Raw genomic sequence first — 13,305 nt, forward strand, 5'->3', positions numbered from 1 at the left:
GTGCGCGCATCGGACGCGCGGCGCGCCCGCGGAGACCAAAGTAGGGGTCGGCCCGCGACCGTGGCCCGGTGCGGACGCCGGCGGCGACCCCCTAGCCTGGCGGCGTGGACCGGCCCCGCCCCGAGGAGTACCAGCCTCGGCTGACCTGGTGGGGGCACACCTGGCGGCTGCTGCTGATGCTGCTCATCAATGCCACGGTCCTCTTCGCGGTCGCCGCCGAGGCCGAGGCCGAGCAGCGGCAGGCGCTCTCCAAGCCGCAGTGGGCGCTCGACGCGACCCTCGGCGTGCTGGGGCTGGTGCTGGTGCACTGGCGCCGGCGCTGGCCACGCACGGTCGTGGTGCTGCTGACGCTCGGCACCATGGTGTCGGCGACCATCGCGGGTCCGGCCACGCTGGCGGCCGTCTCGGTCGCCACCCGCCGCAAGGTGCCCGAGGTGGTCGCGCTCGGCGTGCTCGTCATCGGCTGCGCGACGGTGTTCGGGATCTACACCGACTACACCGCCGACCCGATGTGGCTCGACCTGGTGTTCAACGTGATCTTCACGGTCGCGGTGCTGCTGTGGGGCATGTACATCGGATCCCGTCGCGAGCTGGTCTGGACGCTGCGCCAGCGCGCCGAGAAGGCCGAGGCCGAGCAGGAGCTGCGGGTCGCCCACGCCCGCGACGGGGAGCGGGCCCGGATCGCCCGCGAGATGCACGACGTGCTCGCCCACCGGATCTCGCAGATCTCGCTGCACGCGGGGGCGCTGTCCTACCGTGAGGACCTCACCGCCGATGAGATGCGCAGCAGCGCGGCGGTGATCCGCCAGAAGGCCCACGAGGCGCTCACCGACCTGCGCGGGGTCCTCGGCGTGCTCCGCGACGACCGCACCGGGCAGCCGCTCGACGGCCCCCAGCCGACGTACGCCGACGTGGCCAAGCTCGTCGCCGACGCCCAGCAGGGCGGCGCCCGGATCGACTACACCGACCTGGTGTCGGTCGCTCCCGAGCAGGTGCCCGACGTGGTCGGCCGCACGGTGTTCCGGATCGTGCAGGAGGGCATCACCAACGCCCGCAAGCACGCCCCGGGCAGCGTGCTGACCATCCGGATCAGCGGGTCGCCCGACGACGGGCTGGAGGTGCTGCTGCGCAACCCGCTGGGCTTCGGCGTGACCGAGACGCCGGGCGCCGGACTCGGCCTGGTCGGGCTCGTCGAGCGCGCGCAGCTGCGCGGCGGACGTCTCGAGCACCGCCGGGACGGCTCGTCGTTCGTGCTCCACGGATGGATACCGTGGGCGGCATGACGACGGTGCGGGAGCCGATGCCGGAGGCCGGGGCGCCCGTGCGGGTGCTGGTCGTGGACGACGACCCGCTGGTGCGGTCGGCGTTGAGCCTGATGCTCGGCGGACAGGCGGACCTCGAGGTCGTCGGCGAGGCCGACGACGGCGCCGCCGGCGTCGAGCAGGCCGGCCGCCTGCACCCCGACGTGGTGCTGATGGACATCCGGATGCCCGGCCTCAACGGTCTCGACGCCACCCGGCTGCTGCACCAGCGCCCCGACCCTCCGCGGGTCATCGTGCTGACCACCTTCGACGCCGACGACCACGTCGTCGGGGCCCTGGCCGCCGGAGCCGACGGGTTCCTGCTCAAGGACACCCCTCCCCCGCAGATCGTCGCCGCGATCCGACGGGTCGCCGACGGCGAGCCGATGCTCTCGCCGTCGGTCACCCGCACCCTCATCGACCGGGTCCGCAGCGACCGCACCTCCGATCGTGCCGCCGCGGCCGAGGACCGGCTGGCCCAGCTGACCGACCGCGAGCGGGAGGTCGCCCTGGCCGTCGGCCGGGGGCTGTCGAACGCCGAGATCGCCGCCGAGCTCTTCCTCTCGGTGCCGACGGTGAAGGCGCACGTGTCCCGCCTGTTCGACAAGCTCGGCGTCACCAACCGCGTGCAGATCGCGATCTGCGTGCACGACGCGGGACTCCTGTAGCAGCCGGTCGATCCAGACGGGGCCTACAGCTCGTAGACCGCCCCGGAGCGAGCCAGCTCGATCGGGCCGTCGAAGACGCCCCACGCCTCGCCGAGACTGACCTGCGGGTCGTACCACGGCGGCACGTGGGTGAGCACCAGGCGCCGCGAGCGCATCCGGCGGGCGACGTCGCCGCAGTCGGTGCCGGTGAGGTGCAGGTTCGGCGGGTTGGGGTCGCCGTGCCGGAACGAGGCCTCCGCGAGCAGGAGGTCGACGTCCTCGGCGATCCGGTCGACCCCCTCACAGGGGCCGGTGTCGCCGGTGTAGCCGATCGTCGACCCGTCGGCGGAGACCCGCATGCCGAACGCGGGGACCGGGTGGTCGACCTCGACCGGCTCGACGGTGAACGGACCGATCGCGACCGGACCACTCCACACCCGGAACGCGAACTCCTCGCTCATCCCGGGCTGCGCGGGCAGGTCGTAGGCCCGGGCCATCCGGTCGGCGGTGCCCTCGGGGCCCCAGACCGGGATCGGCGGCTGGGCACCGCGCGGGTGGTACTTGCGCAACACGTAGTAGCCGCACAGGTCGAGGCAGTGGTCGGCGTGCAGGTGGCTGAGCAGCACGGCGTCGATCGCGAGCGGGTCCGCGTAGCGGTGCAGCGCCCCGAGCGCTCCGTTGCCGAGGTCGAGCAGGACCCGCCAGGTGCGGGCGCCGTCACCGTCGTCGTGCTCGGCCTCGAGCAGGTAGCAGCTGGCAGGTGAGTCGGGTCCGGGGAAGGAGCCCGAGCAGCCCACCACGGTCAGCCTCATCGCGCCCCCCATCCGTCGATCATGCCAGCCCGCCCGCGAACCGGCCGGCCGGTGTCGACAGCGCCGTGACCTCCACGCCCGAGGCGCGCGTCGCGCAGCACGCCGCTCGGACGGTCGGACAGGTCGGGCACAAGACGCAAGGCTAGATCGTCGCACCCCCGATCCGCTGGATCAGCGATGGAGGTCACGTCCGCGACGTCCTACTGTGGATCACATGGCTCGCGACGGGACCGCCACCTCTCCGCTGCCGCCAGGCGGCCGGAGCGGTCCCCGCGCGGCGTACGTCCGCGGCCTCGCGTGGGCGCTGTCCACGGCGCTCCTCGTGGCCTGGTCGAGCACCGGGTGCAGCGGTGAGCCGTCCTCCCGCCCTGCCGTCGGCACCCCGTCGCAGACCTCGGCGCCGCGCGGGCTGGACACCGACACCCGGGTCCTCGCGATCTCGGTCGACGGACTGAGTCCGGTCGCGATCCGCCGCCTCGGCGCCGAACGCACCCCCACCCTGCACCGGCTGCTGCGCGAGGGCGCCAGCACGCTCGAGGCGCGCACGGTCCGCGAACGCACCGAGACGCTGCCCAACCACGCCTCGATGCTCACCGGCCGCCGCGTCGACGCGGAGCGCGGCGGGCACGGCGTCACCTGGAACCACGAGATCGAGGGCAGCACCGTCCAGCAGGGCGCCGGTCACCCGGTGGCGTCGGTGTTCACGACCGTGCGGCGGGCCGGCGGCAGCACCGCGCTGTTCAGCACCAAGACGAAGTTCAGCCTCTTCGACCGCTCCTGGCCCCGCGGGATCGTCCGGTTCCGGGCCGACGAGGAGCAGGAGCGCCTGGTCCGGGCCGCCCGCCGCGACCTGGTGCGGCACCGCCGCGCGCTGACGTTCCTGCATGTGTCGCTGCCCGACCTGGTCGGCCACGAGGAGGGCTACCAGACCGACGCGTACGACGACGCGATCGCGACGACCGATCGCTGGCTGGGGCGCCTGGTCGCCACGATCCGCAAGCGGCCGGCGCTGCGCCGGCACCTGGTCGTGGTGCTCACCGCCGACCACGGTGGCCGCGGCACCACCCACGGCGACGCCACCAAGCGCGTCAACTTCCGGGTGCCGTTCCTGGTGTGGGGCCGAGACGTGCGCGCCGGCGACCTCTACGAGCTCGACGACGACTACCGCCACCCGGAGCGTCGTCGCACGACCTACGCCGGGCGGCAGCCCGTGCGCAACGCCGACCTGGCCAACCTGGTCACCCGCGCCCTCGGCCTCGGGGCCGTGCCCGGCAGCGAGCTCGGCCGCTCCGAGCGTCTCGCCGAGGCCGTGCTGCGCTGACCGGCGTGCGCCGGTCAGGCCCAGAGCTGACCCTCGAGCCGGTCCTCGGCGTCGTCGACGGTGCCCTCGTAGGCGCCGGTGGAGAGGTACTTCCAGCCGCCGTCGGCGACCACGAACGCGATGTCGGCAGGCTCTCCGGCCTTGACCGCCTTCGCGGCCTGGCCGAGGGCGGCGTGCAGGATCGCGCCGGTGGAGATGCCGGCGAAGATGCCCTCGAGCTCGAGCAGCTCGCGCACCCGGCGCACGGCGTCGCGCGGACCCACCGAGAAGCGCGAGTCGATCAGCGAGGCGTCGTACAGCTCCGGCACGAACCCCTCGTCGAGGTTGCGCAGGCCGTAGACCAACTCGCCGTAGCGCGGCTCGGCCGCGACGATCCGCACCCCCGGCTTGGCCCGGCGGAAGAACCGGCCGACCCCCATCAGGGTGCCGGTGGTGCCGAGCCCGGCGACGAAGTGGGTGATCGAGGGCAGGTCGGCGAGCAGCTCGGGGCCCGTGCCCTCCTCGTGCGCGAGCAGGTTGGCGGGGTTGCCGTACTGGTAGAGCATCACCCAGTCGGGGTGCTCGTCGGCGAGCCGCTTGGCCACCCGCACCGCCTCGTTGGAGCCACCGGCCGCCGGCGAGGAGACGATCTCGGCGCCCCACATGCGCAGCAGCTGGCGCCGCTCCTCGGAGGTGTTCTCCGGCATCACGCAGACCAGGCGGTAGCCCTTGAGCTTGGCGGCCATCGCCAGCGAGATGCCGGTGTTGCCCGACGTCGGCTCGAGGATCGTGCAGCCGGGGCGCAGCGACCCGTCCTTCTCGGCCTCCTCGACCATGCGCAGCGCCGGCCGGTCCTTGATCGACCCGGTCGGGTTGCGGTCCTCGAGCTTGGCCCACAGCCGGACGTCCGGGCTCGGGGACAACCGCGGCAGCCCCACCAGCGGCGTGCCGCCGACGGAGGCGAGCAGGTTGTCGAAGCGCACGAGTGGGGGCTCAGCCCGCGCCACCCGCGACCGCGGGCAGCACGACGACCTGGTCGCCGTCGCTGAGCTCGGCCTCGAGGCCGCCGATGAAGCGGACGTCCTCGTCGTTGACGTAGACGTTGACGAACCGGCGCAGGTCGCCGGCGTCGATCAGCCGCTCCTTGATGCCGGGGTGGTTGGTCTCCAGGTCGTCGATCACCGCGGCCAGGCTGGCGCCCTCGGCGGTCACGGCCTTCTCGCCGCCGGTGTAGGTGCGCAGGATGGTCGGGATCCGGACCTCGATGGCCATGGGTACTTCCTTCGGTTAGGGGGATGGCGCCGGGGGCGACGGTGTTCGATCCGTGGGGCTGGGGCTCAGCCGACCGCGGGCAGCTCGTCGACGACGGTGACGTCCTCCTCGGTGACCTCGCCGTCGACGATCCGATAGGAACGGAACTCCACCGGGCCGGGGTTATTCCCGTGCTCGCGGGTGCTCACCAGCACGTAGTGCGCGCCCGGCTCGCTGGCCAGCCCGATGTCGGTGCGGCTGGGGTAGGCCTCGGTGGCGGTGTGGGAGTGGTAGATCACCACCGGCTCCTCGTCGTTGGCCCACATCTGCTTGTAGAGCGCGAGCAGCTCGGTGGAGTCGAACTCGTAGAACGTGGGGCTGCCGGCCGCGTTGACCATCTCGACCAGCCGGGTCGGCCGGTCGCTGCCCTCAGGGCCGGCGACGATGCCGCACGCCTCGTCGGGGTGGTCCCGCTTCGCGTGGTCGACGATCGCGTCGTACGTCGCACGGTCGATGGTGAGCACGCGCCCCAGGGTAGGACGCGGGGCAGCGAGGAGGGCGAGCCGGCCAGCCTGCGGACGGGGCGGCTGAAACAGGCGTTTCGCGGCCGCATATCGTCAGGGGCATGAGTCGCCTCGACGCCGCGCTTCAGCCGCACTACGAGATCGTCCTCGCCCGCAACCCCGGCGAGGCCGAGTTCCACCAGGCGGTGCTGGAGGTCCTCGAGTCCCTCGGGCCGGTCGTCCGCAAGCACCCGGAGTACGTCGAGGAGGCCGTCATCGAGCGCCTCTGCGAGCCGGAGCGCCAGCTGATCTTCCGGGTGCCGTGGACCGACGACCAGGGCCGGGTGCAGATGAACCGGGCCTTCCGGGTCGAGTTCAACTCCGCCCTCGGCCCCTACAAGGGCGGGCTGCGCTTCCACCCGTCGGTCTACCTCGGCATCGTGAAGTTCCTCGGGTTCGAGCAGATCTTCAAGAACGCGCTCACCGGCATGCCGATCGGCGGCGGCAAGGGCGGCTCCGACTTCGACCCCAAGGGCCGCAGCGACGCCGAGATCATGCGCTTCTGCCAGTCGCTGATGACCGAGCTCTACCGCCACCTCGGCGAGTACACCGACGTCCCCGCCGGCGACATCGGCGTGGGCGGCCGCGAGATCGGCTACCTGTTCGGCCAGTACAAGCGGATCACCAACCGCTACGAGTCGGGCGTGCTCACCGGCAAGGGCCTCTCCTACGGCGGTTCGCAGGTGCGCACCGAGGCCACCGGTTACGGCACCGTCTTCTTCACCGAGCAGATGCTCGCCGCCACCGGCAGCTCGCTGTCGGGCCGGCGCGTGGTGGTCTCCGGCTCCGGCAACGTGGCGATCTACGCCGCGCAGAAGGCCGCCGCGCTCGGCGCGCACGTGGTGGCCTGCTCCGACTCCTCCGGCTACGTCGTCGACGAGGACGGACTCGACATTGGGCTCCTCCAGCAGGTCAAGGAGGTCGACCGGGCCCGGATCTCGGCCTACGCCGAGCAGCGTCCGAAGGCCGAGTTCGTCGCCGGCGGCAGCGTCTGGGACGTGCGCTGCGAGGTGGCGCTGCCGTGCGCCACGCAGAACGAGCTGGACGGCGACGCCGCCCGCACGCTCGTCGAGAACGGCGTGCTGGCGGTCGCCGAGGGCGCGAACATGCCGTGCACGCCGGAGGCCACGCGGCTGTTCCAGGAGTCGAAGGTGCTGTTCGCGCCCGGCAAGGCCGCCAACGCGGGCGGCGTGGCCACCAGCGCGCTGGAGATGCAGCAGAACGCCTCGCGCGACTCGTGGTCCTTCGAGCACACCGAGGAGCGGCTCCGCGAGATCATGGTCGGCGTCCACGAGCGCTGCGCCGCCGCCGCCGACGAGTACGGCACCCCCGGCAACTACGTCGCCGGCGCCAACATCTCCAGCTTCCTGCAGGTCGCCGACGCCATGCTGGCGCTGGGTGTGGTCTGAGCCGGGACGCGCCAGCGGACCGGCTGATGGTGGTCGAGCGAGCCGCGCCGCTGAGCCTGCGAAGCGGCGACCGGCGGGTCGAGACCGGGACGCGCCAGCGGACCGGCTGATGGTGGGCGGGGTCAGACCGCGAACCGGGCGGCCGCCTCGTCGGCGAGCACCACGTCGACCCGCGAGCGCAGGTCGGGCTCCATGTCGGGCAGTCCGGTGACCGGCCACCACCGCACGTCGGTGTTCTCGTCGTCGGCCACCCGGGCCTCGCCGGAGACCCAGGTGCACGAGAACGTCAGGTCGAGGTAGACGCTGCGGTCGCCGTTGTCGTAGACCGACGTCGGCGTCACGCCCACCCGGGCCAGCCGGTCCACGCGGACCTCGACCCCGGTCTCCTCCAGCGCCTCGCGGCGCGCGGCGGCCGCGGGCTCCTCCCCCGGGTCGACGATGCCGCAGACCGGGGCCCAGCGGCCGTTGTCGGCCCGCAGTGTGAGCAGCAACTGCTCCTCGCCGGCAGCGGCCACGCGGCGTACCACCGCGGTCACTCCGGGCAGCCACAGCTCACGGGTGCCGACGAGGCTCCTGAGCTCGGCGACGAACGGCGGGATCGGCATGCGCCCAGGCTACGGGCGCGCCGCGCGTCGGCGCGCGAGGGTCACCGGGGCGAGGTCATCGCGAGGACAGCGCCTCGACCAGGGTCTCCTGGAGATATCCGACCCACTCGTAGATGTCGTGGGCCTGGGCCCGCGGGTCGTCGTCGGGCAGCGCTGCCCAGTAGTCCTCGTCGTCCTCCTCGACCCCCAGCCGGGTGGCCAGGGCGAGCCGGATGTCGGTGAACGAGCGCAGCCAGGTCACGGCCGCCGGCTCCTCGAGCTCGACGTCGATGACCAGGCCGTCCTCGGTCAGCTCCGGTGGCAGCCCGGCCTCCTCGAGGCTGTCGATGATCGTGGCCGCCGCCCGGGCCTTGCCGTCGCGCAGCGCCCCCTCGGTGAACCGCCGGAACTCCCCGGCCGCCTCCGGGTCACCGGGATAGGCCGTCGGGAACAGCCGGGCGAGCACCGGGTCCTCGGGCTCGGTCGTGGGGCCGGAGAAGTCGAGCATCGCCTCCAGCGGGTCGCGGTCGTCGTGAGGCACGGCCTCCTCGTTGCGCAGCAGCTCGACCAGCTGCGAGGCCAGCGAGCGCAGCAGGTCGGCCTCGAAGCCGCTGAAGTTGGCGATCACTCGGCCGCTGCGGCGGTGGCGGGCGAAGCCGGTCACTCGTCGTGCTCCATCGTGGCCCACAGGCCGTACTCGTGCATGGCCTGGACGTCCCGCTCCATCTCCTCGCGGCTGCCGGTGCTGACCACCGACTTCCCGTCGCGGTGCACCTCCATCATCAGCTTCTCGGCCTTCGCCTTGGAGTAGCCGAAGTAGCTGCGGAAGACGTAGGTGACGTACGACATCAGGTTCACCGGGTCGTTCCACACGATCGTCACCCACGGGCGCGAGGCGAGGGTCATCTCGTCGGGGACGCCGGTGGGATCGACCTCCACGGGACTGGCAGCGGACACGTCGCCCATGCTGACACACGCCCGGCCCAGGACTGACCCACGGCCGTCCTGGGCCGGGTTGGCACACTGGCCTGCGTGACCCGCTCGACGGCGCTGCTGACCGACCACTACGAGCTGACGATGGTGCAGGCCGCGCTGGCCGCCGGCACCGCCGACCGGCGGGCGGTGTTCGAGCTGTTCCCCCGCCGGCTGCCCGAGGGGCGCCGCTACGGCGTGGTCGCCGGCGTCGGCCGGGCCCTCGACGCACTGGAGGCGTTCCGGTTCGACGCCGAGGTGCTGGCGGCACTGCAGGACGTCGTCGACGACGCGACGCTGGAGTGGCTGGCCGGCTACCGCTTCTCCGGCGACATCTGGGGCTACCCCGAGGGCGAGGTCTACCTGCCCTACTCGCCGCTGGTGGTCGTGGAGTCGACGTTCGCCGACGCCGTGGTGCTCGAGACCCTGCTGCTCTCGATCTACAACCACGACTCCGCGATCGCCTCGGCCGCCTCCCGCATGACCTGCGCCGCCGGCGACCGGCCGTGCATCGAGATGGGCTCGCGGCGCACCCACGAGCAGGCGGCGGTGGCGGCCGCGCGCGCGGCGTACGTCGCCGGGTTCGCCGCGAGCTCGAACCTGGCGGCCCGGCAGCGGTACGGCGTGCCCTCGACCGGCACCAGCGCGCACAGCTTCACGCTGCTGCACGACACCGAGGAGCACGCGTTCCGGGCCCAGGTGCACTCGCTCGGACGCGACACCACCCTGCTCGTCGACACCTATCACGTCCGCGACGCGGTGCGGCTGGCGGTGGAGGTGGCCGGTCCGGGGCTCGGCGCGGTCCGCCTGGACTCCGGCGACCTGGTGGTGCTCGCCACCGAGGTGCGCGAACAGCTGGACTCGCTCGGCGCGACCGACACGAAGATCATCGTCACCAGCGACCTCGACGAGTTCGCGATCGCGGCGATGGCGGCGGCGCCGGTCGACGGCTACGGCGTGGGCACCCAGCTGGTCACCGGCAGCGGCCACCCCACCAGCGGGTTCGTCTACAAGCTGGTGGCCCGGGCCGGCGCCGACGGGGTGCTGGCCCCGGTGGCGAAGAAGAGCAAGGACAAGGGCTCGATCGGCGGCCGCAAGTACGCCCTGCGCCGGCGCAACGCGGCCGGGGTCGCCGAGGCCGAGGTGGTCGGGGTGGGCCGGCCGCCCCTCGACGACGGCGACGACCGCGCCCTACTCGTGCCGCTGGTCCGCGACGGCGAGGTCGTCGGCCGCGAGCCGCTGGACGCCGCCCGCGAGCGCCACGCGATGGCCCGCGCCGAGCTGCCGGTGGCGGCCAAGGCGATGTCCCGCGGCGAACCCGTCATCCCCACGATCCACCTCTGACGCCGAGTCGGCCACCAGCACCAGCGCCGACGCGACGAGAGACCGGGATCAGGCGAGCTGGACGGCGAGCGACGGAGCGGTCTGCAGCTGGCACAGCAGGGTGGCCTGGTAGGCGTGGTAGACGTCCGGGCGCCCCGACCAGACCCGGCCCGAGGGCCGGTTGTGCTCGTCGAGCTCGTGGCGCCAGTTCGCGGCCGGCTCCCCGGCGGTCGCGGTCGCCTCGGGGTCGTCCTCCTCGATGAAGTGCGTGAGGAGGAACTGCCACCACACGGTCTCCCACGCGGCGTACCCCTGCTCTCCGGTACGCCGCCCCAGCGCGGCGGCGGTCGCGACGGCCTCGGCGTGCACCCAGTGCATCCGGCTCCGCACGACCGGCCGGTCGCGCCAGTCGGTGGTGTAGACGAACCCGGGCTCACCGTCGGCCGCCCATCCGATCTCGACCGCGCGCGCGAACAGCGCCCGGGCGTCGGCGAGCAGCCAGGGCGGCGGGTCGTCGAGGCTCGCCTCGAGCTGGAGCAGCAGCCGCGCCCACTCGAGCAGGTGGCCCGGCGTCACACCGTACGGTCGGAACTGGTCGTCGGGCCGGTCGGCGTTGTAGTCGGGCAGCGGCGTCCAGTCCGGCCCGAAGTGCTCCGGGAGCCGGTGGCCGAACCCGCCCGCCACCTCGTGCACCAGGTGGGCGGCGATGTCCAGGGCCATCGCGTGCCGGCGCGGGTCGGAGCGGACGTCGCCGAGCGCGAGCAGCGCCTCCACCGTGTGCATGCTGCTGTTGGCGCCGCGGTAGTCGTCCGGTCGCGACAGGTCCCGTGGATAGCTGTCGACGACCCGGCCCCGGTCGTCGAGGAACCAGCGGTCCAGGGCCGCGACGGCGTCGTCGAGCAGCGCGTCGGCGCCGGGCACCTCGGCCGTCACCGCGCTGCTGGCCGCGAGCACCACGAAGGCGTGGTCGTAGGCCAGCTTGGGGCCGGGGACGGGGGTGCCGTCGCGGTGCACCGCGCCCCACCACCCGCCGTACCGCACGTCGCGCAGCGGTCCGGAGGCCAGCGCCTCGACGCCGGTCGCCGCCAGGTGCTCCGCGCCCGGCTCGCCGCGCAGCGCGGCCAGCGCGAACACGTGGGTCATCCGGGCGGTGAGGTAGGTCGGGACCGGCTGGGTGGGGTCGATGCGGCCGTGGTCGTCGAGCCACCCGAAGCCGGTGCCCGGCAGCACGCTGCCGCGGGCGAAGGCCAGCAGCCGGCGCCCCTCTCGGTCGAGGTCCATGACGGCGTCGCTAGCCCTTGACCGACCCGGCCATCAGCCCGCCGATGAACCAGCGGCCCAAGATGATGTAGACGACCAGGGTCGGCAGCGAGGCGATCAGCGCGCCGGCCATGCTCGCGGAGTAGTCCTGCAACTGACCGCTGGCGAGGAAGTTCAGCGAGATCGTGACCGGGCCGTTGCGGGAGTTCGAGAAGAACAGCGCGAACAGGTAGTCGTTCCAGGCCGAGGTGAACTGCCAGATCAGCACCACCACGAACGCGGGGGCCGAGATCGGGAGGATGATCGAAGCATAGGTGCGCAGCATGCCGGCGCCGTCCACCCGTGCGGCCTCGATGAGCTCGTCGGGCACCGAGGCGTAGTAGTTGCGGAAGATCAGCGTCGTGATCGGGATGCCGTAGACGACGTGCAGCACGATCAGGCTGGGGACGCCGCTCGGGACGCCGAGGTCCTGCATGAGCGTGACGAGCGGGATCATCACGGCCTGGTAGGGGATGAACATGCCGAACAGGATCAGCGTGAACACGATGTCGGCCCCGCGGAAGCGCCACCGCGCCAGCACGAACCCGTTCATCGACCCGAGCACCGCGGAGATGATCGAGGCCGGGATGACCATCGAGAAGGTGCGCACCAGCGCCGGCGAGAGCACCTCCCAGGCCCGCTCCCAGCCGGCCGTCTCCCACGACTGCGGTAGGTACCAAGCACGGGTCGGTGTCGCGTCGCCGAGCCCCTTGAACGAGGTCACGAAGAGCACGTAGGCCGGCATCAGGACGAACACCGCGAACACGACCAGCAGCAGGTAGCGGATCGTGCGCGGGGCGATGCTGCCGCGGTCGCGGCGGGGACGGGGAGCCATCGGGTCGGCAGCGGTGGCCGCGCCGCCGACGGGCAGTGGAGTCGCGGACGTGGTCGTCATCGGCTGCGCTCCTGCCGGTAGGTGTAGACGAGGTAGGGGATGATCAGCACGGCCACGATCAGCAGCAGGACCGTGCCGATCGCCGCCGACTTGGCGTAGTCACCGCGGGTGAACTCGATCCACATCTGGGTGGCCGGCACCTGCGTGGTGTAGTTGGTCTGGCCGGCGATCGCCATGATCAGGTCGAAGACCTTCAGCGACATGTGGCCGACGATCACGATCGCCGAGAGGGCGACCGGGCTCAGCTGCGGGAAGATCACGTGCCGGTAGAGCTGCCACTCGCTGGCGCCGTCGACGCGACCGGCCTCGCGCAGCTCGAGCGGGATCCCGCGGAAGCCGGCCAGGAACAGCGCCATCACGTAGCCCGACAGCTGCCAGATCGCGGGGATGGCGATCGCGACGATGCCCCACCGTGGATGGGTCCACCACTCGTTCTGCAGGAACCCGACCCCCATCTGGTCGAAGAACCGGTTCAGGCCGCCGGCCCGCTCGCCCTCGGCGTTGTTGAGCAGCCAGCGCCAGACCACGCCGGAGGCGATGAACGAGACCGCCATCGGGAACAGGTAGACGGCGCGGAAGAACCCCTCGCCCTTGACGCCCTTCTCCAGCAGCCAGGCCCACACGAAGCCGATGAGCAGGGTGCCGAGCACGAACGCGCCGGTGTAGAGGAGCAGGTTGCGCAGGGCGAAGCGGAACGTCTCGTCGCCGAACAGCGCGGTGTAGTTCTCGAAGCCGACGAAGCTGCCCTCGGTGGCCCGGGTGTGCTGGTCGGTGAACGAGGTCTTCAGGTTCGCGCCGATCAGCCCGTAGACGAAGACGCCGACGAGCGTCAGGGACGGCAGGATCAACAGGACCGGGGGTCCCCAGGACCTCCACTTGCGTAGCACCGGCGCACTCCTCGAGTCGTTGGGTCGGCAGCAGCGGTGGTGCCGGCCGGCCGGCCCGGTAG

General features: G+C 72.5%; 15 protein-coding genes. 5 read left to right on the forward strand and 10 right to left on the reverse strand.

Annotation, left to right across the window (positions count from 1 at the left end):
• Positions 1 to 104 precede the first annotated feature (104 nt).
• On the forward strand, positions 105 to 1,283 hold the full coding sequence (locus D6B71_RS10390) for a sensor histidine kinase (protein WP_121254721.1): 1,179 nt from the start codon (positions 105 to 107) through the stop codon (positions 1,281 to 1,283).
• A complete protein-coding gene (locus tag D6B71_RS10395; protein WP_240641303.1) occupies positions 1,280 to 1,969 on the forward strand; it encodes a response regulator in 690 nt (229 codons plus the stop codon). The genes D6B71_RS10390 and D6B71_RS10395 overlap by 4 nt, the downstream gene beginning before the upstream one ends.
• A 23-nt stretch (positions 1,970 to 1,992) precedes the next feature.
• Here the strand turns inward: D6B71_RS10395 and D6B71_RS10400 are convergent, their stop codons facing one another.
• Positions 1,993 to 2,760: an MBL fold metallo-hydrolase gene (locus tag D6B71_RS10400; RefSeq protein WP_121255083.1), complete on the reverse strand. Its 768-nt coding sequence runs from the start codon at positions 2,758 to 2,760 to the stop codon at positions 1,993 to 1,995.
• 214 nt (positions 2,761 to 2,974) lie between these two features.
• On the opposite strand from D6B71_RS10400, the gene D6B71_RS10405 reads away from it, so the two are divergent.
• A complete protein-coding gene (locus D6B71_RS10405; RefSeq protein ID WP_121254723.1) occupies positions 2,975 to 4,081 on the forward strand; it encodes an alkaline phosphatase family protein in 1,107 nt (368 codons plus the stop codon).
• A 14-nt stretch (positions 4,082 to 4,095) separates the two neighbouring features.
• Here D6B71_RS10405 and D6B71_RS10410 read toward each other — a convergent pair whose 3' ends face one another.
• From D6B71_RS10410 to D6B71_RS10420, 3 genes are all read right to left on the reverse strand, one after another.
• A complete protein-coding gene (locus D6B71_RS10410) occupies positions 4,096 to 5,043 on the reverse strand; it encodes a PLP-dependent cysteine synthase family protein (protein ID WP_121255086.1) in 948 nt (315 codons plus the stop codon).
• 10 nt (positions 5,044 to 5,053) lie between these two features.
• The gene (locus D6B71_RS10415; protein ID WP_121254725.1) at positions 5,054 to 5,332 is read right to left on the reverse strand and encodes a MoaD/ThiS family protein; all 279 of its coding nucleotides are present in this window, start codon (positions 5,330 to 5,332) and stop codon (positions 5,054 to 5,056) included.
• A 65-nt stretch (positions 5,333 to 5,397) separates the two neighbouring features.
• On the reverse strand, positions 5,398 to 5,835 hold the full coding sequence (locus D6B71_RS10420) for a M67 family metallopeptidase (RefSeq protein WP_121254727.1): 438 nt from the start codon (positions 5,833 to 5,835) through the stop codon (positions 5,398 to 5,400).
• A 101-nt stretch (positions 5,836 to 5,936) separates the two neighbouring features.
• Here D6B71_RS10420 and gdhA point away from each other — a divergent pair, with 101 nt between their 5' ends.
• Entirely contained in the window at positions 5,937 to 7,283 is a 1,347-nt protein-coding gene (gdhA, locus tag D6B71_RS10425; RefSeq protein WP_121254729.1) for an NADP-specific glutamate dehydrogenase, read from the forward strand.
• A 122-nt stretch (positions 7,284 to 7,405) separates the two neighbouring features.
• Here the strand turns inward: gdhA and D6B71_RS10430 are convergent, their stop codons facing one another.
• Genes D6B71_RS10430 through clpS form a run of 3 tightly spaced genes read right to left on the reverse strand, consistent with a single transcriptional unit; the run spans position 7,406 to position 8,773 of the window.
• Positions 7,406 to 7,888 (reverse strand): NUDIX domain-containing protein, encoded by a 483-nt coding sequence (locus D6B71_RS10430; protein ID WP_121254731.1) that lies wholly within the window; start codon positions 7,886 to 7,888, stop codon positions 7,406 to 7,408.
• A gap of 55 nt (positions 7,889 to 7,943) precedes the next feature.
• Positions 7,944 to 8,531 carry a DUF2017 domain-containing protein gene (locus tag D6B71_RS10435; RefSeq protein ID WP_121254733.1) on the reverse strand — a complete coding sequence of 196 codons (588 nt, stop codon included), beginning with the start codon at positions 8,529 to 8,531 and terminating at the stop codon, positions 7,944 to 7,946.
• Positions 8,528 to 8,773 carry an ATP-dependent Clp protease adapter ClpS gene (clpS, locus tag D6B71_RS10440; protein WP_240641323.1) on the reverse strand — a complete coding sequence of 82 codons (246 nt, stop codon included), beginning with the start codon at positions 8,771 to 8,773 and terminating at the stop codon, positions 8,528 to 8,530. Before clpS ends, D6B71_RS10435 begins: the two co-directional genes overlap by 4 nt.
• A 126-nt stretch (positions 8,774 to 8,899) precedes the next feature.
• Here clpS and D6B71_RS10445 point away from each other — a divergent pair, with 126 nt between their 5' ends.
• Complete coding sequence (locus D6B71_RS10445) at positions 8,900 to 10,183, forward strand: nicotinate phosphoribosyltransferase (RefSeq protein ID WP_121254737.1); 1,284 nt, start codon at positions 8,900 to 8,902, stop codon at positions 10,181 to 10,183.
• Between the two features lie 48 nt (positions 10,184 to 10,231).
• On the opposite strand, the gene D6B71_RS10450 is transcribed toward D6B71_RS10445, so the two are convergent.
• Genes D6B71_RS10450 through D6B71_RS10460 form a run of 3 tightly spaced genes read right to left on the reverse strand, consistent with a single transcriptional unit; the run spans position 10,232 to position 13,243 of the window.
• On the reverse strand, positions 10,232 to 11,443 hold the full coding sequence (locus D6B71_RS10450; protein ID WP_121254739.1) for an AGE family epimerase/isomerase: 1,212 nt from the start codon (positions 11,441 to 11,443) through the stop codon (positions 10,232 to 10,234).
• Positions 11,444 to 11,453: 10 nt separating this feature from the next.
• Positions 11,454 to 12,356, reverse strand: a complete 903-nt coding sequence (locus D6B71_RS10455; RefSeq protein WP_121254741.1) for a carbohydrate ABC transporter permease — start codon at positions 12,354 to 12,356, stop codon at positions 11,454 to 11,456.
• A complete protein-coding gene (locus tag D6B71_RS10460; RefSeq protein ID WP_121254743.1) occupies positions 12,353 to 13,243 on the reverse strand; it encodes a carbohydrate ABC transporter permease in 891 nt (296 codons plus the stop codon). Before D6B71_RS10460 ends, D6B71_RS10455 begins: the two co-directional genes overlap by 4 nt.
• Positions 13,244 to 13,305: the final 62 nt, after the last annotated feature.

This window comes from Nocardioides ferulae, assembly GCF_003660455.1.
Classification (GTDB): Bacteria; Actinomycetota; Actinomycetes; order Propionibacteriales; family Nocardioidaceae; genus Nocardioides; species Nocardioides ferulae.